Origin of the sequence: Halomonas beimenensis (assembly GCF_002549795.1) — a bacterium.
GTDB classification, from domain to species: Bacteria; Pseudomonadota; Gammaproteobacteria; order Pseudomonadales; family Halomonadaceae; genus Halomonas; species Halomonas beimenensis.
Genome location: NZ_CP021435.1, coordinates 2,219,062 through 2,238,858, shown reverse-complemented (window position 1 = coordinate 2,238,858; position 19,797 = coordinate 2,219,062). Strand labels below are relative to the sequence as shown.

Below are 19,797 nucleotides of genomic sequence, written 5' to 3'. Positions count from 1 at the left end.
GGTTCCTCGTCGTCTTGGGTCGGGTATTCAGAGGTCGAGCACCAGGCGCGCCCCCGCGGGGCGGGAGACGCAGGCGTAGAGGGTGTCGTTGGCGGCCTTCTCGGCATCGGACTGCAGGACGTCCCGGTGGTCCACCTCGCCCTCGATCACGCCGCAGGCGCAGGTGCCGCAGGCGCCCTCGCCGCACAGGGTGGGCGGGGCCACGCCGGCGCGGTCGAGGCCCTCGAGCAGCGATTCCTCGGGAGCCAGGGTGAGGGTCCGGCCGCTGCGCTCGAGCACGATCTCGCAGTGGCCGTCCCGCGGGGCGGCGTCCGGCGCGGTACCCCGGAAGCGCTCCAGGCGCAGGCAGCCCGCCGGCCAGGCGGCGGCTGCGGCCTCCAGGGCGGCGAGCAGGCCTTCCGGCCCGCAGGCGTGGACCCGGGTGTCGGCGTCCACCTCGCCGACCAGGGAGGCCACCTCGGCGCGGCCGTCCCGGGCGGAGACATGCAGGCACAGCGCCCCCTCGGGCAGCAGGGCGGCGAGTTCCTCGGCGAAGGCGGCGTCCGCCTCCCGGCGCACCAGGTAGTGCACCTCCGGCGTGATGCCCCGGGCGCACAGCCGCCGGGCCATGGCCACCAGCGGCGTGATGCCGATGCCGCCGCCGATCAGCACCTGGCGGCGGCCCGTCTCGTCCAGCGGGAAGCGGTCCCGGGGCAACGAGGCGGTCAGTCGCAGGCCCTCCGAGGCCTGGTCGGCCAGGAAGGCCGAGCCGCCCCGGGAGTCGGCCTCGCGGAGCACGCCCAGGCGGTAGCGGCCCTCGGCGCCGTCGTCGAGCAGCGAATAATGGCGCACCAGGCCGTCCGGGAGCTCCAGCTCCAGGTGGGCGCCGGCGGGGGCCGGCGGCAGGGGCGCGCCGTCCTCGGCCTCGAGGGTCAGCTCGACGATGGCCGGGGCCAGGCGGCGACGCCGGGTCAGGATCAGCGACAGGCGATCGGTCATGGCGGCCTCCTCAGCGTTGCTGGTTCTGCCAGTCGGGGTGGATCCACACCGGCGCCTCGCTGGGCGCCGGGGCGGGGTGGCCGAGGATCAGGTCGCTGGCCTTCTCGGCGATCATGACGGTCGGCGCATTGGTGTTGCCGCTGACGATGGTCGGCATGATGGAGGCATCCACCACGCGCAGGCCCTCGAGCCCGTGGACGCGCAGCTCGGGGTCGACCACCGCCTCGGGATCGCTCGCCGGGCCCATCTTGCAGGTGCCGGCGGCGTGATAGCCGGTCTCGGTGGTGGCCCGGGCCCAGGCGTCCAGGGCCGCGTCGCTCTGGCAGTCGGCGCCCGGGGTGATCTCCTCGCCGCGCAGGCCGTCGAAGGCCGGCTGCTCGATCAACTCGCGGACCAGGCGTACCGCGGCGCGCATGTCGGCCCGGTCGCGCTCGGTGGCCAGGTAGTTGAAGACGATCGCCGGGGCCTTCGCCGGGTCGGTGTCCGCCAGGCGTACCCGGCCCAGGCTGGTCGGGCGCATCAGGTCGATGTGCACCTGGAAGGAGTGCTCCTTGAGGGCCTCCACGGTGCCGGGCTCGACGGCCAGGGACATGAAGGTCAGCTGCAGGTCGGGGTGCTCGACCCCGGCCCGGGAGCGGATGAAGGCCCCGGCGTCGAACAGGTTGGTGCCGGCCAGCCCGCCGCGGTCGGCGAACCAGCGCATGCCCAGCCACCACTTGCGCGGCGCCCGGGTCCAGGGGGCATGGGAGACGGGCCTGGGGCAGCGGTAGGCGACCACGGTGTCCGGGTGGTCGCTGAGTCGCCGGCCGACGCCTTCCAGGCGATGGGTCTCGGCGATGCCCCAGCGCTCCAGCTCGTCCCGCGGACCGATGCCGGAGAGCATCAGCAGCTGCGGGCTGTTGATGGCGCCGCTGGCGAGCAGCACCTCCCGGCGGGCCCGGGCCTCGACGCGCGCCGCGCCGCGACGGTAGGCCACGCCCCGGGCGCGGCCGTCCTCGACGACCACCCGCTCGGCCAGGGCGCCGGTGATCACGGTGAGGTTGGGGCGCGTCCGGGCCCGGGCCAGGTAGCCCCGGGCGGTGCTCCAGCGCCGGCCCCGGTGGGTGGTGCGGTCGACCCGGCCGAAGCCCTCCTGGCGGTAGCCGTTGACGTCCTCGCTGGCGCCGTAGCCGGCCTGCTCCCCGGCTTCGAGAAAGGCCCGGGCCAGCGGGTCGGTCGGCGTGCCCGGGCTCACCCGCAGCGGGCCGTCGTCGCCGTGATAGTCGTCGCCGCCCAGGGCATGGGATTCCGCGCGCTTGAAGTAGGGCAGCACATGGGCATAGTCCCAGCCCTCGCAGCCGGCCTCGGCCCAGGCGTCGTAGTCCCGGGCGTGGCCGCGGATGTAGACCATGCCGTTGATCGAGGAGGAGCCGCCCAGGGTCTTGCCCCGGGGCGTGGCGATGCGCCGGCCGTCCAGGTGGGGCTCGGGCCCCGACCAGTAGTGCCAGTTGAAGCGGGGGCCGTCGATGGCCGCCCCCATGGCCGCCGGCATGTGGATGGTCCAGGAGCGGTCCCTGGGGCCGGCCTCCAGCAGCAACACCCGGTGCCGGCCGTCGGCGCTCAGGCGGTCGGCGAGCACGCAGCCCGCCGAGCCGGCGCCGACGATGATGTAGTCGTAGTCAGGGGTCGGATTCATGGTGACTCCAGAAGGGAGGCGGGCGCGTTCGGCGCCCGGCATCGCTGGGAGTTGGGAATGGGGCGTGGGAAAGCGCTGATTTATGTCGCGAGCGATGAGAGGCGGGGGCGCCTAGCCTGGCCGCCGCCGGAACGGAGCAACCGGAGTTGACAGGTTGCTCAATGAGGATTGTGACGGTCCGACGAATCGGGACCGCCGTCGGCCAGGCTCCCTAGGTTCGTTCCCGACGAACCAACGCACTTCCCACGTCCCTGTGGTTTGTCGAGCGCAGCAATAAATCAGCCTTTCCTTAGCGGTCGGCCAGGTAGGCGTCCATATAGGCCTCCAGGGCCGGCGTGGCGCCGTCGGCGCTGGTCACGCCCTCGAGCCACTCGCCGACCAGCTCGGGGTTGGCGTCGAGCCAGTCGCCGGCCACCGCTTCCAGGGGCCGTTCCTCGCGGCTGAACTCGTGGACCCAGGCGTTCTGCACCTCGATGGGGACCACCATCCGCTCGAGGAAGGCGGCGACGTTGGGCTCGCGCTCGAGGAAATCGGCGCTGGCCACGGTGGACACGGTGCTGGCGCCGCCCCACAGGCCCTCGGGGTCCTGCAGGTAACGCACGTCGTAGACGACGTTCATCCAGTGGGGCTCCCAGCCCAGGAAGGCGGTCCAGCGGCCGCCGTCGTTGTTGGCCTCGAGCTGGGAGAGCATGCCGGTGACGCTGGAGGCCACGACCTTCCAGTCGCCCAGGCCGTAGGTGTCCGCGTCGATGGCGTCCTGCATGATCTCGTTGCCGACGTTGCCGGGCTCGATGCCGTAGAGGCTGTGGTCGAAGCGCTCGGCATGCTCGGCCAGGTCGGCCATGGAGCGCACGCCGGCCTCCCAGACATGGCCGGGGACGGCGAGCTTGAAGCGCGCGCCCTGGATGTTCTTCGCCACCTCGACCAGCTCGCCGGTCTCCAGGCGCGGGTCGAGCATGTCGCTCTGGGAGGGGCGCCACAGTGCCATGTCGACGTCGATGTCGCCGCCGACCAGGCCTTCCAGGATGATGGCGGTGCTGGCCTCCTTGACGCTGGTCTCGTAGCCGAGGCGCTCCAGCAGCTGGCTGGCCACCTCGGTCTTGACCGTGGCACCGGGCCACGGCGGGGTCGCGAAGTTCACCTCGGCGGCCTGGGCGAGGCCGGGGAGGGTGGCGGCGGTCAGGGCGGTAGCCAGCAGGCCGCTACGCAGGGATTGGGGATGCTTCGTCATGGGGAAATCTCCTTAGCGTGTTGTTATCGAAAGGGCGAATCGGCTCAGTAGCCGCAGACCCCGCCGCCATCCACCGAGAGGATGGCGCCATGGGTGAAGCCGGCCCGGGGCGAGGCCAGGTGGAGGATGGCGTCGGCGACCTCCTCGGGCCGGGCCATGCGCCCCATCGGTGCTCGGGCATGGGCGGCGGCCAGGTAGCGTTCCCGGTCGCCGCTGGCCTCGGCGGCGGCCTCGATCATCTCGGTGGCGACGTTGCCGGGGCAGACGCAGTTGACGCGGATGCGTCCGGCGAGCTCCAGGGCCAGTGCCCGGGTCAGGTTGACCACCGCGGCCTTGGCCCCGGAGTAGACGCTGCTCGGCGGGAAGCCGATCAGCCCGGCGTCGGAACCCAGGTTCACGGCGTTGCCGGAGGCCGCCTCCAGGTGGGGGAGCGCGGCCTGGAGGGTGAAGAAGGTGCCGGCCACGTTGACCGCCATGGTGGCGTCCCAGTGGGCCTGGCTGACCGCCTCGAAGGGCACCTCCTCGAAGACGCCGGCGCCATTGACCAGCACGTCCAGCCCGCCGAGGCCGGCCACCGCGTCGTCCACCACGGCGGCGCAGGAGGCGCGGTCCTCCAGCGGCCCCGGGGCGGCGACCACCGCGGCCTCGTCGCCCAGCTCCCCACGCAGGGCTTCCACGGAGGCCGCCCGCCGGGCGCCGACGGCGACCGTCGCGCCCTCCTCGAGGAAGCGGCGCACGGTGGCGGCGCCGATCCCGCGGGCGCCGCCGGTGACCAGCACGCGCTTGCCGGCGAAGGGACGAGAGGCGCTCATGCCTCCGCTCCGTCCTCGCCGTGCAGGGCCCGGTGCACCAGGCGGTGGAAGTTCAGCACCAGGTGCTCGCTCTCGTTGCTGCGCTCGGCGTCGATCATGTAGCGGCCCTGGTCGTAGCCCAGCGAGCGCAGTCCCTTCTGGGTGGTGACGTTGAGCTCGATGTCCTCCGGGCCCAGGTCCTCGTTCATCCAGCGGATGCTGGCCTGGGTCACCTCGGGCAGGGCGTCCCGGTCATGGGCGCTGTAGTAGCCGAAGCGCAGGATGCTGCGCTCGGCATCCAGCGGGATGATCATGAAGGTGCCCATGCACTGGGAGAACGGGAACTGGTAGAAGGTGTTGTGGGGCCAGAGGCCGATGTTGAAGAAGCCGTCGCCGTCCTCCACCGGGCGGCCGATCGGTGCGCCATAGGCTTCGGTCGCCTCGCGGTTGGGCGGGGCGCCGTAGGTCCACCAGTTGTCGTGGTGACGCAGCTTGTAGCCGGAGAAGTCGATCAGTGACGCCAGGTCGACGTGGTGGGGCCCCGAGAGCTGGAAGTGATAGCCCTCGATGGAGTTGTCCATGATCACCTTCCAGTTGGCCGGGACGACGACGTCGTCCTCCTGGATCAGGCGCAGCTCGTCGAGGTCGGGAATGGCGTCGCGGATGGCCGCCTCGGCCCCGGGGAAGAGCTCATGCATGTCCGCGGCGTCGGGATCGAGGTTGAAGTAGACGCCGCCGGCGAAGACCTGCAGGCGCACCGGCGGGATCCGGTAATCGTCGACGTCGAAGGCCTCGATGCGATCGCTGCGCGGCGCGGCCTTGAGGCGGCCGTCGGCGCCGTAGCACCAGGAGTGGTAGGCGCACCGGATCACGCCCTTCTGGACGCCGCGGGTCTCGTTCAGCAGGCGGTTGCCGCGGTGCTGGCAGACGTTGTGGAAGGCGTGCAGCTCGCCGTCCCGGTCGCGCATCAGGATCACGCTCTGGTCGAAGATGTCGCGGACCACGAAGGCGCCGGGCCGGTCGAGCTCGTTGACGTGACAGCCGAAGTGCCAGGCGCCCATGAAGATGCGTTCGCGCTCGGCCTCGAACAGCGTCGGGTCATAGAAGTAGCGGGACGGCAGGGTCAGGGCGTTCTCGGGACGCTGGGCGGCCCAGGCCTGGGGGCTCTGTGACATGGTTCACCTCGTGCATCAGGGGATGTAATGGGCACAAGGCTAGGCGGGCGGTAGCGGCGCTACATGAGGTTTTGCGACACGCCATGGGGCATAGTTTTGATGTAAAGCGGCAAATAATTGCCGCTAAAAATCATATATAGCGATGATTCAGGATGATGCCGGGTAGTAATTATTGATGTTTAACGGCATCAATGCTCCCCGTCTCTGGCCGCGTCCTCGCGAGCTTGGTCGAGCAGGCCCAGCATGGCCCGGGCGGCGTTGGACAGGGTACGGCTGCGATGCACCAGGTAGCCCAGGGGGCGATGGATCGGCGGGTGGTCCACCTCGAGGACGTGCAGCTCCCCGGCCACCAGCCGCTCCGGCAGCAGGCTCCAGCCCAGGCCGATGGCGGTCATCATCTTCAGGGTCTCCAGGTAGTTGGTGGAGAGCGCCACCGGCAGGTCCAGGCCGGCGGCGGCGAAACGGCCCTCGATCAGGCCGCGGGTGAAGGTCAGGGGGCCGGGAAGGACGGCATCGAAGGCGCACAGCTCGTGGAGCCCCAGCCGCCCCCGGCCGGCCAGGGGGTGGTCCGGGGCGCAGACGAAGCACAGTCGGTCGATCCACACCGGCACCACCTCGAGCTGGGGATCGGGGTGCGGCGCCAGGGTCACCACGGCGATCTCCAGCTCGCCGTCGAGCACGCCCTGGTAGGCCTGTTCGGAGTCCAGGAAGTGCAGGTCCAGCCGCACCTCCGGGTGGCGGCCGGTATAGGCCTTGAGCAGCGGCGGCAGGCGATGCAGGCCGATGTGGTGGCTGGTGGCGAGCGTCAGGCTGCCGGCGACCCGGCCCTCCAGGTTGCCCAGGGCCCGGCGGCTGTCGTCGACCATCACCAGGATCTGCCGGGCCCGGGGGAGCAGTAGCCGGCCGGCCTCGGTGAGCGCCACCTTCCGGCCGATGCGGTCGAAGAGGCGGGCTCCGACCTGGCCCTCGAGCACCGCGATGCGCTTGCTGACCGCCGGCTGGGTGAGATGCAGCTGCTCCGCGGCCCGGGAGAAGCTGCCGCTGTCGGCCACGGCCAGGAAGGCCTGCAGGCTCTGGGTGTCCATGCTGAACTCCTTTAGCTATTCCAGTAAGGAATTCATTTAATAAATAACATGAATTGCTTTTATGTGCGCGCCGCGGGACACTGCCTCCAAAGCGCCGAGGGCCGAGGGCCGAGGGCCGAGGGCCAAGGGCCAAGGGCCAAGGGCCAAGGGCCACAGGATGCAAGCCGATCGCGGCGGAGCAGGGCGGCGCCGGGAAAGCCACGATACCGGGGAACGCAGAGTCCCGAGCAGGATTCGAACACCGACCGGACAAGCAGAGGGCCGCAGGCCCGGGAGAACGAGATGGCAGGCCAGACACTCTACGACAAGTTGTGGTCGCAACACCTGGTGAAGGAGCGCGACGACGGCACCGCCCTGATCTACATCGATCGCCAGCTGCTCCACGAGGTTACCTCGCCCCAGGCCTTCGAGGGCCTGCGCCTGGCGGGTCGCAGGCCCTGGCGGATCGACGCCAACCTGGCGACCCCCGACCACAACGTGCCGACCACCCTCAAGGAGCGGGCCGCGGGCAACAGCGGCATCGAGGACCCGGTATCGCTGATCCAGGTCCAGACTCTCGACGACAACTGCAACGAGTTCGGCATCGAGGAGTTCCGCATCAACGACCCCCGCCAGGGCATCGTCCACGTGGTGGGGCCGGAGCAGGGTGCCACCCTGCCGGGCATGACCGTGGTCTGTGGCGACTCCCATACCGCCACCCACGGCGCCTTCGCGGCCCTGGCCCACGGCATCGGCACCTCCGAGGTGGAGCACGTGCTGGCCACCCAGTGCCTGCTGGCCCAGAAGATGAAGAACATGCAGGTGCGGGTGGAAGGCGAGCTCGGCGCCGGAGTCACCGCCAAGGACATCGTGCTGGCCATCATCGGCGAGATCGGCACCGCCGGCGGCACCGGCTACGCCATCGAGTTCGCCGGCAGCGCCATTCGCGAGCTGTCCATGGAGGGGCGCATGACGGTCTGCAACATGGCCATCGAGGCCGGCGCCCGGGTCGGCCTGATCGCCGTGGACGACACCACCATCGACTACCTGAAGGGCCGTCACTACGCGCCCACCGGCGAGCAGTGGGAGGCCGCGGTGGCCGATTGGCGCGAGCTGGTGTCCGACTCGGACGCCGAGTTCGACAAGGTGGTGACCCTGGACGCCGCCGACATCGAGCCCCAGGTCTCCTGGGGGACCAGCCCGGAGATGGTCACCGGCATCGGCGGCGAGGTGCCGGATCCCGCCGAGGCCGCCGACGAGACGGCGCGGACCGGCATCCGCCGGGCGCTGGAGTACATGGGCCTTGCCCCCAGGCAGAAGATCACCGACATCCGGCTCGACAAGGTGTTCATCGGCTCCTGCACCAACTCGCGCATCGAGGACCTGCGCGAGGCCGCCAAGGTGGCCCGCGGCAAGAAGGTCGCCGACTCCGTCAAGCTGGCCATGGTGGTGCCGGGCTCCGGCCTGGTGAAGCGCCAGGCCGAGGCGGAGGGGCTCGACAAGGTCTTCCTCGAGGCGGGCTTCGAATGGCGCGAGCCGGGCTGCTCCATGTGCCTGGCCATGAACGCCGACAAGCTGGGTGCCGGGGAGCACTGCGCCTCCACCTCGAACCGCAACTTCGAGGGCCGCCAGGGCTATGGCGGACGCACCCATCTGGTCAGCCCGGCGATGGCCGCCGCCGCCGCCATCGCCGGCCATTTCGTCGACGTCCGTGATCTCGCCGCCAACGACGACGCTCAGGAACAAGAGGCCTAAGCCATGCAGAAATTCGAACGCCTCGACGGCCTGGTCGCGCCGCTGGACCGCGCCAACGTCGACACCGACCTGATCATCCCCAAGCAGTTCCTGAAGTCCATCCAGCGCACCGGCTTCGGCGTCAACCTCTTCGACGAACTGCGCTACCTGGACGAGGGCCAGCCGGGCCAGGACGTCTCCCAGCGACCGCTCAACCCGGACTTCGTGCTCAACCAGCCGCGCTACCAGGGGGCCAGCGTGCTCCTGGCCCGGCAGAACTTCGGCTGCGGCAGCTCCCGGGAGCATGCCCCCTGGGCCCTGGCCGACTATGGTTTCCGGGTGGTGATCGCGCCGAGCTTCGCCGACATCTTCTACAACAACGCCTTCAAGAACGGCATCCTGCTGATCAAGCTTCCCGAGGAGCAGGTCGACCGGCTGTTCGCCGAGGTGGAGGCCAACGAGGGCTACCGCCTCGACGTGGATCTCGAGCACCAGCGCCTGGTGACGCCCTCCGGCGAGATCCTCGAGTTCGAGGTGGACGCCTTCCGCAAGCATTGCCTGCTCGAGGGGCTCGACGACATCGGCATCACCCTGCAGGACGAGGACGCCATCCGCGCCTTCGAGCAGAAGCATCGCGCGGCGCGCCCCTGGCTGTTCCGGGAAGCATAATGGCTGCGGGCTACGGGCTACGGGCTACGGGCTACGGGCTACGGGCTACGGGCTACGGGCTACGGGCTACGGGCTACGGGCTACGGGCTATGGGTTTGGGTTTCGTGGCTCGTAGCTCGCTGCCCGCAGCCTGCGGTTTTGGCGCCTCGTAGTGATAATCAAAAGGACTAACCGGTTATGACACGCAAGATTCTGGTTCTCCCGGGCGACGGCATCGGCCCGGAAATCACCGCCCAGGCCGGCCGGGTGCTGGCCGCCTGTCAGGCCCGCGGCCTCGACATCGAGGTGGAGGAGGCGCCGGTCGGCGGTGCCGCCTATGATGCCGAGGGCCATCCGCTCCCGGACGTCACCCTGGCCAAGGCCCGGGCGGCGGACGCGGTGCTGCTCGGCGCCGTGGGCGGGCCCAAGTGGGACAAGCTCGAGGACATCGCCAAGCGCCCGGAGAAGGGCCTGCTCGGCCTGCGCAAGGAGCTCGGCCTGTTCGGCAACCTGCGCCCGGCGCTGCTCTATCCGCAGCTGGCCGAGGCCTCGACGCTCAAGCCCGAGGTCGTCTCCGGGCTGGACATCATGATCGTGCGCGAGCTGACCGGCGGCATCTATTTCGGCCAGCCCCGGGGCATCGAGGAGCGCGACGGCCAGCGGGTGGGCTACAACACCTACGTCTACTCCGAGGCCGAGATCGAGCGCATCGGCCGGGTGGCCTTCGAGATGGCCCGCAAGCGCGGCGGCAAGCTGTGCTCGGTGGACAAGGCCAACGTGCTCGAGGTGACCATGCTGTGGCGCGAGGTCATGGAACGGCTGGCCGCGGAGTATCCCGACGTCGAGCTGTCCCACATGTACGTGGACAACGCCGCCATGCAGCTGGTCCGGGCGCCCAAGCAGTTCGACGTGGTGGTCACCGGCAACATGTTCGGCGACATCCTCTCCGATGCCGCGGCCATGCTCACCGGCTCCATCGGCATGCTGCCCTCGGCCTCGCTCAACGAGAGCGGCCAGGGCATGTACGAGCCCTGCCACGGCAGCGCCCCGGACATCGCCGGCCAGAATGTCGCCAACCCCCTGGCGACCATCCTCTCGGTGGCGATGATGCTGCGCTACTCCCTGGGCGAGGCCGAGCTGGCCGAGCGCATCGAGGCCGCGGTGGGCCGGGTGCTCGACGACGGCCTGCGCACCGCCGACATCGCTTCCGAGGGCTGCCGGACCGTGTCCACCACCGAGATGGGCGACGCCGTGCTGGCGGCCTTCGAGGCCCTGTAGGGGGGACAAGCGAGCCGGCAATATCGTGGGAGCGCAGCTTGCTGCGCGATGCATCGGCTACCCGCTAGGTGTGTAAACCCACCAGGTTGTTCACGGAAAGTCCCAGCCGACTAATCGGAGGCTGATAATTCAGACTGGCATGTGGCCGATGCCAGTTGTACTGGTGGAGCCAGGCGGGCAGATGCTCGCCTCGTTGCTCTGAGCTCTGATAAGACCAGGCATAGGCCCATTCGCGCAGGGCGGTTTGAATGAACCGCTCTGCCTTGCCATTGGTACGGGGCGTAAAGGGGCGAGTGCGCTTGCGTTTCAGCCCTAATCGGCGGCACAGGCGGCGGAATGGCTTGGACTTGTAGCATCCGCCATTGTCGGTCAGTACCCGGCTAAAGTGGACCCCCAGACGCCTGTAGTACCGCACGGCCTGCAGCAGCGCACGGCAAGCGCTCCACTTGGTCTCATCCGGCAGGATGGTGCTGAAGGCCACTCGCGAGTGGTCGTCGATGGCCACATGGACGTACTCCCAGCCAGCGCCTCGTGTGTTCTGCTGGCGATTGCCGGTGACACGATGCCCTGGGCGCTCGAAGCGGCCGAGCTTCTTGATGTCCAGGTGCAGGAGCTCTCCCGGGGCGTCATGCTCGTAGCGGTTCTCGAGAGGAGCGGGCGCCAAGACCGAGAGACGATTCAGCCCCTCGCGCTCAAGGAGTCGCGCGACCGTACTGTGTCCGATGCCCACCTGTTCGGCAATCTGGCGGTAGGTCTGGCGCTGCCGGCGGCGTGCGATGACCTGCGCGCGGATCGCGTCTGGGGTCTCATGAGGACAACGGCATGGGCGAGAAGAACGGTCCAGGAGACCGGCCTCGCCCTCGTCCCTGTAACGGCGTACCCACTTGTAGACCGTCCGCACACTGACGCCTTGCGCCTGGGCCACCTCCGCTGGCCGAAGCCCTTCCCTGATGACTCGGCGGACCAGCAGGGCTCGACCATGCACTGTGAGACGGGCATTCTTATGGGTGTTCATCCGGGCCTCCTGGAGGTTGGTTTGGGTCGCACCTCCAATTGTCCGGGTAGGTTCCGGATGAACAACCTACCGAGAGATCACAGCTAGGCATACGGGGCGCCTGTCGGCGCCAATCGCTCAGTAAACTGAGCTCCCACAGTGATTTGTAGCTCGATTATCGAGACTCCTTATCAGCGTGCGATTGCCCGACACCAAGAGCCTGGCCGCTGATAAGCCCCCTCGCTTCCTGTATACTAATGGGTTCATTCTTTTTGGAGGACTTCACATGTTGAAAGTCGGTTTCGTCGGATGGCGTGGCATGGTGGGCTCCGTGCTCATGCAGCGCATGGTGGAAGATGGGGACTTCAACGGCATCGAGCCGATCTTCTTCACCACCTCCCAGGTCGGCCAGCCGGGGCCCGACGTCGGCGTGGACGTGCCTCCGCTGAAGGACGCCTTCGACCTCGAGGCCCTCAAGGCCCTGGACGTGGTCGTCACCTGCCAGGGCGGCGACTACACCAAGCAGGTCTACGAGGACCTGCGGGGCGGTGGCTGGAAGGGCTACTGGATCGACGCCGCCAGCACCCTGCGCATGGCCGATGAGGCCACCATCGTGCTGGACCCGGTCAACCGCAAGGTGATCGACGACCAACTGGCGCGCGGCGCCAGGACCTTCGTCGGTGGCAACTGCACCGTCAGCCTGATGCTGATGGGCCTGGGCGGCCTGTTCGAGGCCGACATGGTCGAGTGGATGACCTCCATGACCTATCAGGCGGCCTCCGGCTCCGGCGCCAAGCACATGCGCGAGCTGCTCAACCAGATGGGGGCCCTGCGCGACAGCGTGGCCGGCGAGCTCGCCGACCCGTCCAGCGCCATCCTGGACATCGATCGCAAGGTCACCGCGGCCATGCGCGGTGGCGACTTTCCCGTCGACAACTTCGGTGCACCGCTCGCCGGCAGCCTGCTGCCCTGGATCGATTCCAAGCTCGACAACGGCCAGAGCCGCGAGGAGTGGAAGGGCAGCGTCGAGACCAACAAGATCCTCGGCCTGCAGGACAACCCGGTGCCGATCGATGGCCTCTGCGTGCGCATCGGCGCCATGCGTTCCCACAGCCAGGCGTTCACCATCAAGCTCAAGCAGGACGTGCCGCTCGACGAGATCGAGGAGCGCATCGCCACCCACAACGACTGGGTGAAGCTGATCCCCAACGACAAGGACGCCACCATCGACGGCCTGACCCCGGCCGCGGCCACCGGTACCCTGACCGTTCCGGTGGGTCGCCTGCGCAAGCTGTCCATGGGCGGCGAGTACCTGTCCGCCTTCAGCGTCGGCGACCAGCTGCTGTGGGGCGCGGCGGAGCCGTTGAAGCGGATGCTCAAGATCCTGCGGGAACAGTGATAAATCACGGATTCATTGCTGCGCTCGACGACCCACAGGGACATGGGAAGTGGGTTGGTTCGTCGGGAACGAACCTGGCAATCCTGGCCGCCGGCGGTCCCGATACGTCGGACCGTCACAAGCCTCATTGAGCAACCAGTCAACTCCGGGTGTTCCGTTCCGACGGCGGCCAGGCTAGGCGCCCCCGCCTCTCTTCGCTCGCGACATGAATCAGCGACTTATCTTCCAACCCCCTAAATGGGGAAAGGCGGGGCGCCTCCCTCGGGAGGCGCCCCGCCTTTCGTTGGTCGGCCGAAATTCGCACGACCGGGGATCAATGGCTTACGTTGAAAGTATGAGAGGGTAGAAAGAGCGGGGCGGGCCCGCCAACGAGTTCGATGTGTTAGACATTACCATACCGCCCGAATGGCCAGGCCTTGACGGGCCGGGCACCGGAACGACCGAGGCGCGACACTAAGGGGTCCCATGAAACGCAAGCTGACGCTCACCACGCTGCTGCCGCTTTCCCTCGCCAGTCCCCTGGCGCTGGCCCTGGGGCTGGGGGATGTCGAGGTGCGCTCGACGCTCAATGCGCCGTTGCGTGCCAGCATTCCCCTGACCGACACCGCCGGATTGCAGGCCGGCCTGCTCAACGCCTCGATCGCCGGTGCCGAGGCCTATCGCGTCGCCGGGCTCGCCCGTACGCCCCTCGCGGCCAGCGTGCAGCTGGAGATCCAGCGTCGCCAGGGGCGCCTGGTACTCGACCTGGCCACCGAGCGAGCGGTGCGCGAGCCCTGGCTGGACCTCTTGCTGCGCTTCGACTGGCCGGGGGGCCGCCAGCTGCGTGAGGTCACCCTGCTCCTGGACCCCCCCGACTATGCGGCCATGCCGGCCCTGGTGGAGGGCGCCGACCGGGCTCGGCTGGCCGACTCGACCGCGAGGCCCCGCGCACCCAGCCGGGCCGGTCTGCCGGCGAGTTCGCGGACGTCGGGCGATCCGGCCCGGGTGCGCAGCGGCGATACCCTCTGGGCCGTGGCGGGCCGCCTGCGCCCGGACAGCGGGATCGGCATGAACCAGATGATGCTGGCCCTGGTGGAGGCCAATCCCGAGGTCTTCCCGACGGGGAACATCAACGACATGCGAGCCGGCTACACCCTCGTCGTGCCGCCTCGCGCGGCGATCGCCGCCCGCTCACCCTCGCGGGCCGCCGAGCTGGTCCAGGCCATGAACCGTGCCTGGGCCGGTCGTGGCGCCGGCGCGCCGGCCAGGGTGCCGCTGGGGGGCGCCGAGGCGGTGGCCGGTGCCGCCGAGGCCGGGGCCCCGCTGGAGGGAGGCGAGGCTTCAGGAGGGGCGTCCGCGGTCGAGCGCGGCGAGGCCACGAGCGAGGCCCCGCGGCTGACGCTGCTCACCGAGGAGGAAGCGGCGGGGCTCGGCGGGGCCGCCGAAGGCGCAAGCGCCGCGCCGGCCGGGAGCGGGCAGGCGGATGATGGCGAGGCGGCGCCCCGCGTCAGGATCGAGCCGGGCGTGTTGGCGGCGATCACCGGCGGCGGGGCGCTGACCGAGGACGAGCGGCTGTTGCGACTGGAGCGGCGCTGGGAGGAGAGCCGGGCGGCCCTGAGTGCCGTCCAGGCCGAGCGCGATGCGCTGGAGGCCGAGCTGGCCGGCGTGCGCGAAGAGCTGAGCGAGCTGCGTGAGCGCGTGGCCGCCCTGGCGGCGGGAGGCGCCGGCGTCGAGGGTGCCGGCGCCGGCGGCGTGGTGCCGCCGGAGGCGCCGGAGGCCACCGGGCAGCCGGCCGCGACTCCCTGGTGGGGCGCCCTCTATCAAGCCGCCCTGGAGCGCCCCTTGATGTCCGGGGGGGCCGGGATCGCCGCCCTCCTGGCCTTGTGGGCCCTCGTGCGGCGGCGCCGTTCGCGGGAAGAGGAGCCGGCCTTCCCCTTCGGCGAGGTCCAGGTGGCGGTGCCCCATGGGGAGGCGTCCGCCGCGGGCGCGGAGGCTCCCGGCCAGGATGGCGACGCCCCGCGGCCGGTGAAGGCTTCCATGCCCGAGGCCCAGGCCATCAACGAGGCCGATATCTTCATCGCCTACGGTCGCTATGACCAGGCTCGCGAGCTCCTGGAGGCGGGGCTGGCAAGGGAGCCCGAGCGGGATGACCTGCGCGTCAAGCTGCTTCGGGTCCTGCTCGAGCAGGGCGAGCGCGAGGCCGCCGAGCGGGAGGCTACCCGGCTGCGGGCGTCCGCCGATCCCGCCACCCAGGCCGAGGTGGAGCGGCTGATGGGGCGCTTGACCACGAGATCCGCGACGGCCGGCCAGCGGGCGGTCTTCAGCGCGGCGGACGAGCGCCCGCCGCGGCACTTCGCCGAACCCGGCGCCGCGGGTCCGGAGGGGCCGTCCGACGCTTCCCCGCCCCGTGGCGAGGAAGCGCCGAGCGCGCCGGCCTCCGAACGGACCGATCCCCCCGGGGCCGAGGACCTCTCCCGCTACCGCCCCCCGCGGGTGGAGCCCGAGGGCGAAGCGGCGCGGGCGGCGGACGCCGAGAGCCGGCGGGAAGCCGAGGTTGCCGGCGCCGACGAGGGGAGGGCAGAGTCGCCCTCCGCCGACGAGGAGGCCCTGCCTCAGGTGACTACCCGGGTGAAGGAGGACGGCAGTCAGGTCATCGACTACCGGCCGCCGTCGCTGGATCCGGAGGCCTCGACCGGGGATGAGACCCCCATGCAGCCCAGTGTCGACTTCACCCCCCAGGAGCGGCCGGCGGAGCCGCTCACCGCCAAGCCGGGGGAAGGGTGGGATGTCGAGGAGGTGGCGTTCCCGCCGCTCGGCGGGGATAATACGGGATCTGCCGACGAGGCATCCTCGGCGCCCACCCTCAACGAGGCCCGCCACCTGATCGAGCTCGGTGAGGTCCGGGAGGCGCGCCTCCTGCTGGAGCGACTGCTCGAGGAGGCCGATGACACCGGCGTGAGGGAGGAGGCCCGCGACCTGCTCGACCGACACCAGCCATGACGTGCGCATGACCCTTTTTCATCGTCTCGACGAACATCATCCCCTCTCCGGCCGGCTGGCCATGGCCGTGGAATACGACGGCAGTGCCTATTGCGGCTGGCAGCGCCTCAAGCATGCCGCCTCGGTCCAGGCGTCCCTGGAGACCGCCCTGTCCCGGGTGGCCGGGGCCCCTGTGAAGGTGCATGCCAGCGGCCGCACCGATTCCGGGGTGCACGCCACTCGCCAGATCGTCCATTTCGATCCGCCCGCCCCCCGCTCCCAGAAGGCCTGGGTATTCGGCGTCAACTCGAACCTTCCCCGTGACATCGCCGTGCGCTGGGTCACCGAGGTGGCGCCCGACTTCCATGCGCGCTTCAAGGCCCTGGCGCGGCGCTACCGCTATGTGCTGCTGAACCAGCCGAGTCGTCCGGTACTGGAGCGGGCCAACGTGACCTGGTGCCGCGATCCCCTGGACGCCGGCGCCATGCACCGGGCGGCCCAGGCGCTGGTGGGCGAGCATGACTTCTCCACCTTCCGGGCCGCCGGCTGCCAGTCGAAGACCCCCTGGCGGCACCTCCACTTCATCGAGGTGCACCGTCACGGTCCGCTGGTGGTGATCGACGTCCAGGGCAACGCCTTCCTGCACCACATGATCCGTAACATCGCCGGTGCCCTGGTCACGGTGGGGCGGGGCGAGCAGGGCGAGGACTACCCGGCGCGGCTGCTGGCGCTCCGCGATCGCACCCTGGGCGACGTCACCGCGCCGGCCTGCGGCCTGCACTTCGTCGACTCCCTCTACGACGAGGCATGGGGCCTGCCTGCCGAACCCCTGGGGCCCAACCTGCTGGCCTTCCTCGGCGAGTGGACCGGCGAGCGCCCCCTGCCGGATTGCCCGATGGTCGAGTTCCGGCGCGGTCGCCCGGTGGCGGCGGATGCGTAGCCATGCCTTGATCGAAGCCCTCGGTGGGAGCGCGGCTCGCTGCGCGATGCCAGGGCGGCTTCCCGGGCGCCTGGCGGCCACCATCGCGATCTGAAGATCGCTCCCACAGGGCCCATTGACCGCCCGTTGATCTGGAGACGCTTCCCTTGACAGCTCTGCCCCCTCAACCCCGCCGTACCCGGGTCAAGTTCTGCGGCATGACGCGTCCCGAGGACGTGGACGCCGCCGTATCGGCCGGCGCCGATGCCCTGGGCTTCGTGCTCTGGTCCGGCAGCAAGCGGGCCGTCGACCCGTCGCAGCTGGCGGCGCTCTGCGAGCGGGTGCCGGCCTTCGTCACCCGGGTGGGGCTCTTCGTCGACCCGGAACCCGCTTGGGTGGCCCGGGCCAGCGAGCACCTGGACCTGCTGCAGTTCCACGGGGAGGAGCCCCCGGCCTTCTGCGATGCGGCGCCGCGGCCCTGGATCAAGGCGCTTCGCATGCGCGACGGTCTCGACCTGGCGGCCGCGGCCGACGCCTACCAAGGCGCTCGTGGGTTGCTGCTGGATGCCTATCGCCCCGGCGTGCCGGGGGGCACCGGCGAGACCTTCGACTGGACGCGCATCCCCGCAGCCCTGGCAAAACCTGTTATCCTCGCCGGAGGCCTGACGCCGGCCAACGTGGCCCGGGCCATCGAGACGGTCCGGCCCTTCGCGGTGGACGTCTCCGGCGGCATCGAGGCCGCTCCCGGCCGCAAGGATGCCCGGCGCATGGCGGACTTCCTGCGGGAGGTGCGTCGCGCCGATGCGTGATCCCGAATTTCCCGTTCCCTACACCCCTTCTGGCGACCCTGTGAGGTGTCTCTCGTGAGCAAGTTCAGTGACCTGACCCGACTGCCGGATGCCCGCGGCCATTTCGGCCCCTATGGCGGCCGGTTCGTCTCGGAGACCCTGAGCTTCGCCCTGGAGGATCTGGACAAGACCTATGCGCGGCTTCGCGATGATCCGGACTTCCAGGCGGAATTCGACCATGATCTGGCCCATTACGTGGGTCGGCCCTCTCCGCTCTATCATGCGGCACGATGGTCCGAACGGCTCGGCGGCGCCCAGGTCTGGCTCAAGCGCGAGGACCTCAACCACACCGGTGCGCACAAGGTGAACAACACCATCGGCCAGGCCCTGCTCGCCAAGAAGAGCGGCAAGCCGCGGGTGATCGCCGAGACCGGGGCCGGCCAGCATGGCGTGGCGACCGCCACCGTGGCCGCCCGGCTGGGGCTGCGCTGCGACGTCTACATGGGCGCCGAGGACGTCGAGCGCCAGAAGCTCAACGTCTACCGCATGCGCCTGCTGGGGGCCAACGTCATCCCGGTGGAATCCGGCACCCGCACCCTCAAGGACGCCATGAACGAGGCGCTGCGTGACTGGGTGACCAACGTCGATGACACCTTCTACATCATCGGCACCGTGGCCGGGCCGCATCCCTATCCCATGCTGGTGCGCGACTTCAATTCGGTGGTCGGGCGCGAGGCGCGTCGCCAGTCGGTCGAGGAGTTCGGTCGCCTGCCCGACGCCCTGATCGCCTGCGTGGGTGGCGGCTCCAATGCCATGGGGCTGTTCTATCCCTTCGTCGAGGACGACGAGGTGGTCATGTACGGCGTCGAGGCCGGGGGCGACGGGGTGGCCACCGGGCGCCATGCCGCGCCCCTGGCATCGAACGCGCCACGCGGCGTGCTCCACGGCAATCGCACCTACCTGATGTCCGACGAGGGCGGGCAGGTCAGCGACACCCACTCCATCTCCGCCGGACTGGACTATCCCGGTGTGGGGCCCGAGCATGCCCTGTGGAAGGACGTGGGGCGGGTCAACTACGTGGCGGCGAACGACGATGCGGTGCTCGAGGCCTTCCGCGAACTCACCCATGTGGAAGGCATCATGCCGGCGCTCGAATCCGCCCATGCCCTGGCCCACGCCAAGGTGCTGGCGCCGACCATGCGCCCGGACCAGCATATCGTGGTCAACCTCTCCGGCCGGGGCGACAAGGACATCCTGACCGTCGCCAAGCTCGATGGCATCGAACTCTAGGGGATCCTGATGAATCGTATCGACCAACGCTTCGCCGCGCTCAAGGCCGAGGGACGCCGTGCGCTGATTCCCTACATCACCGGCGGCGATCCTGCGCCCGAGTACACCGTGGGCTTCATGCATGCCCTGGTCCGTGCCGGGGCCGACGTGATCGAGCTTGGCGTGCCCTTCTCCGATCCCATGGCCGACGGCCCGGTGATCCAGAAGGCCTGCGAGCGGGCCCTCAAGCACCATGTCCGCCTGACTCACCTGCTCGAGATGGTGCGCGACTTCCGTCGCGAGGATGGCGAGACCCCGGTGGTGCTGATGGGGTACCTCAATCCCGTGGAACGCATGGGGCTGGAAACCTTCGCCGACCAGGCGCGTGACGCCGGCGTCGACGGTGTGCTGCTCGTCGACCTGCCGCCCGAGGAGGCGGACCTGATGGGGCCGGTGCTCAAGGAGCGCGGCCTGGCCTCGATCTTCCTGGTGGCCCCTACCACTTCCTCGGCCCGGGCCGCTACAATATGTGCCCACGGCGAGGGCTATCTCTATTACGTCTCGCTCAAGGGCGTCACCGGCGGGGCCGCCGTCGATGCCGCGGATGTCGCCGAACACCTGGCGCCGCTGCGCGAGATGACCGACCTGCCCCTGTGCGTCGGCTTCGGCATCCGTGACGGCGCGGCCGCCGCCGAGGTCGGTCGAGTGGCCGACGGCGTGATCGTCGGCAGCGCCCTGGTCAACCGCATCGCCGACAACGCCGACCGGCCCGAGGCGATCCCTGCCGCCCTGGAGGCGGTACTGGGCGAGATGCGCCAGGCCCTGGACGCCTGACGCTCCCGAGCCGACCGATTCGATTCCGCCCCCGCCGCTGCGGGGGCGACAGCATAAATGGA

At 69.9% G+C, this 19,797-nt stretch carries 16 protein-coding genes; 9 read left to right on the top strand and 7 right to left on the bottom strand.

The window, feature by feature from the left end; genetic code table 11:
• Positions 1-27: 27 nt before the first annotated feature.
• From BEI_RS10560 to BEI_RS10535, 6 genes are all read right to left on the bottom strand, one after another.
• Positions 28-978 (bottom strand): PDR/VanB family oxidoreductase, encoded by a 951-nt coding sequence (locus BEI_RS10560; protein ID WP_097789490.1) that lies wholly within the window; start codon positions 976-978, stop codon positions 28-30.
• Between the two features lie 10 nt (positions 979-988).
• The gene (locus BEI_RS10555; RefSeq protein WP_097789489.1) at positions 989-2,653 is read right to left on the bottom strand and encodes a choline dehydrogenase; all 1,665 of its coding nucleotides are present in this window, start codon (positions 2,651-2,653) and stop codon (positions 989-991) included.
• A gap of 289 nt (positions 2,654-2,942) precedes the next feature.
• Positions 2,943-3,884: an ABC transporter substrate-binding protein gene (locus BEI_RS10550; RefSeq protein ID WP_097789488.1), complete on the bottom strand. Its 942-nt coding sequence runs from the start codon at positions 3,882-3,884 to the stop codon at positions 2,943-2,945.
• A gap of 44 nt (positions 3,885-3,928) precedes the next feature.
• Positions 3,929-4,696 (bottom strand): SDR family NAD(P)-dependent oxidoreductase, encoded by a 768-nt coding sequence (locus BEI_RS10545; protein WP_097789487.1) that lies wholly within the window; start codon positions 4,694-4,696, stop codon positions 3,929-3,931.
• Positions 4,693-5,850, bottom strand: a complete 1,158-nt coding sequence (locus BEI_RS10540; RefSeq protein WP_097789486.1) for an aromatic ring-hydroxylating oxygenase subunit alpha — start codon at positions 5,848-5,850, stop codon at positions 4,693-4,695. Before BEI_RS10540 ends, BEI_RS10545 begins: the two co-directional genes overlap by 4 nt.
• 188 nt (positions 5,851-6,038) lie before the next feature.
• Positions 6,039-6,935, bottom strand: coding sequence for a LysR family transcriptional regulator (locus tag BEI_RS10535; protein ID WP_097789485.1), 897 nt, complete (start codon positions 6,933-6,935; stop codon positions 6,039-6,041).
• Positions 6,936-7,217: 282 nt separating this feature from the next.
• Between BEI_RS10535 and leuC the strand changes: the two genes are divergently transcribed.
• From leuC to leuB, 3 genes are all read left to right on the top strand, one after another.
• Positions 7,218-8,669 carry a 3-isopropylmalate dehydratase large subunit gene (gene leuC, locus BEI_RS10530; protein ID WP_097789484.1) on the top strand — a complete coding sequence of 484 codons (1,452 nt, stop codon included), beginning with the start codon at positions 7,218-7,220 and terminating at the stop codon, positions 8,667-8,669.
• 3 nt (positions 8,670-8,672) lie between these two features.
• A complete protein-coding gene (leuD, locus tag BEI_RS10525; RefSeq protein WP_097789483.1) occupies positions 8,673-9,317 on the top strand; it encodes a 3-isopropylmalate dehydratase small subunit in 645 nt (214 codons plus the stop codon).
• A 177-nt stretch (positions 9,318-9,494) separates the two neighbouring features.
• Positions 9,495-10,574, top strand: a complete 1,080-nt coding sequence (leuB, locus tag BEI_RS10520; RefSeq protein WP_097789482.1) for a 3-isopropylmalate dehydrogenase — start codon at positions 9,495-9,497, stop codon at positions 10,572-10,574.
• A 64-nt stretch (positions 10,575-10,638) separates the two neighbouring features.
• On the opposite strand, the gene BEI_RS10515 is transcribed toward leuB, so the two are convergent.
• Positions 10,639-11,589 (bottom strand): IS481 family transposase, encoded by a 951-nt coding sequence (locus tag BEI_RS10515; protein WP_097789481.1) that lies wholly within the window; start codon positions 11,587-11,589, stop codon positions 10,639-10,641.
• Positions 11,590-11,854: 265 nt separating this feature from the next.
• Here BEI_RS10515 and asd point away from each other — a divergent pair, with 265 nt between their 5' ends.
• The 6 genes from asd (at position 11,855) to trpA (ending at position 19,735) form a co-directional block, all read left to right on the top strand.
• Positions 11,855-12,967 carry an aspartate-semialdehyde dehydrogenase gene (asd, locus tag BEI_RS10510; RefSeq protein ID WP_097789480.1) on the top strand — a complete coding sequence of 371 codons (1,113 nt, stop codon included), beginning with the start codon at positions 11,855-11,857 and terminating at the stop codon, positions 12,965-12,967.
• 465 nt (positions 12,968-13,432) lie between these two features.
• Positions 13,433-15,946: a FimV/HubP family polar landmark protein gene (locus BEI_RS10505; RefSeq protein ID WP_097789479.1), complete on the top strand. Its 2,514-nt coding sequence runs from the start codon at positions 13,433-13,435 to the stop codon at positions 15,944-15,946.
• A gap of 7 nt (positions 15,947-15,953) precedes the next feature.
• The gene (truA, locus tag BEI_RS10500) at positions 15,954-16,865 is read left to right on the top strand and encodes a tRNA pseudouridine(38-40) synthase TruA (RefSeq protein WP_097791055.1); all 912 of its coding nucleotides are present in this window, start codon (positions 15,954-15,956) and stop codon (positions 16,863-16,865) included.
• A gap of 146 nt (positions 16,866-17,011) precedes the next feature.
• A complete protein-coding gene (locus BEI_RS10495) occupies positions 17,012-17,653 on the top strand; it encodes a phosphoribosylanthranilate isomerase (RefSeq protein WP_227644444.1) in 642 nt (213 codons plus the stop codon).
• 54 nt (positions 17,654-17,707) lie between these two features.
• On the top strand, positions 17,708-18,922 hold the full coding sequence (trpB, locus tag BEI_RS10490) for a tryptophan synthase subunit beta (RefSeq protein WP_097789477.1): 1,215 nt from the start codon (positions 17,708-17,710) through the stop codon (positions 18,920-18,922).
• 9 nt (positions 18,923-18,931) lie between these two features.
• On the top strand, positions 18,932-19,735 hold the full coding sequence (gene trpA, locus BEI_RS10485; protein ID WP_097789476.1) for a tryptophan synthase subunit alpha: 804 nt from the start codon (positions 18,932-18,934) through the stop codon (positions 19,733-19,735).
• The last annotated feature ends 62 nt before the right edge of the window (positions 19,736-19,797 follow it).

Bases quoted from the DNA above. Each gene is read 5' to 3' on its own strand.
- BEI_RS10560 (WP_097789490.1), bottom strand. From the start codon at position 978: ATGACCGATCGCCTGTCGCTGATCCTGACCCGGCGTCGCCGCCTGGCC.
- BEI_RS10555 (WP_097789489.1), bottom strand. From the start codon at position 2,653: ATGAATCCGACCCCTGACTACGACTACATCATCGTCGGCGCCGGCTCG.
- BEI_RS10550 (WP_097789488.1), bottom strand. From the start codon at position 3,884: ATGACGAAGCATCCCCAATCCCTGCGTAGCGGCCTGCTGGCTACCGCC.
- BEI_RS10545 (WP_097789487.1), bottom strand. From the start codon at position 4,696: ATGAGCGCCTCTCGTCCCTTCGCCGGCAAGCGCGTGCTGGTCACCGGC.
- BEI_RS10540 (WP_097789486.1), bottom strand. From the start codon at position 5,850: ATGTCACAGAGCCCCCAGGCCTGGGCCGCCCAGCGTCCCGAGAACGCC.
- BEI_RS10535 (WP_097789485.1), bottom strand. From the start codon at position 6,935: ATGGACACCCAGAGCCTGCAGGCCTTCCTGGCCGTGGCCGACAGCGGC.
- leuC (WP_097789484.1), top strand. From the start codon at position 7,218: ATGGCAGGCCAGACACTCTACGACAAGTTGTGGTCGCAACACCTGGTG.
- leuD (WP_097789483.1), top strand. From the start codon at position 8,673: ATGCAGAAATTCGAACGCCTCGACGGCCTGGTCGCGCCGCTGGACCGC.
- leuB (WP_097789482.1), top strand. From the start codon at position 9,495: ATGACACGCAAGATTCTGGTTCTCCCGGGCGACGGCATCGGCCCGGAA.
- BEI_RS10515 (WP_097789481.1), bottom strand. From the start codon at position 11,589: ATGAACACCCATAAGAATGCCCGTCTCACAGTGCATGGTCGAGCCCTG.
- asd (WP_097789480.1), top strand. From the start codon at position 11,855: ATGTTGAAAGTCGGTTTCGTCGGATGGCGTGGCATGGTGGGCTCCGTG.
- BEI_RS10505 (WP_097789479.1), top strand. From the start codon at position 13,433: ATGAAACGCAAGCTGACGCTCACCACGCTGCTGCCGCTTTCCCTCGCC.
- truA (WP_097791055.1), top strand. From the start codon at position 15,954: ATGACCCTTTTTCATCGTCTCGACGAACATCATCCCCTCTCCGGCCGG.
- trpA (WP_097789476.1), top strand. From the start codon at position 18,932: ATGAATCGTATCGACCAACGCTTCGCCGCGCTCAAGGCCGAGGGACGC.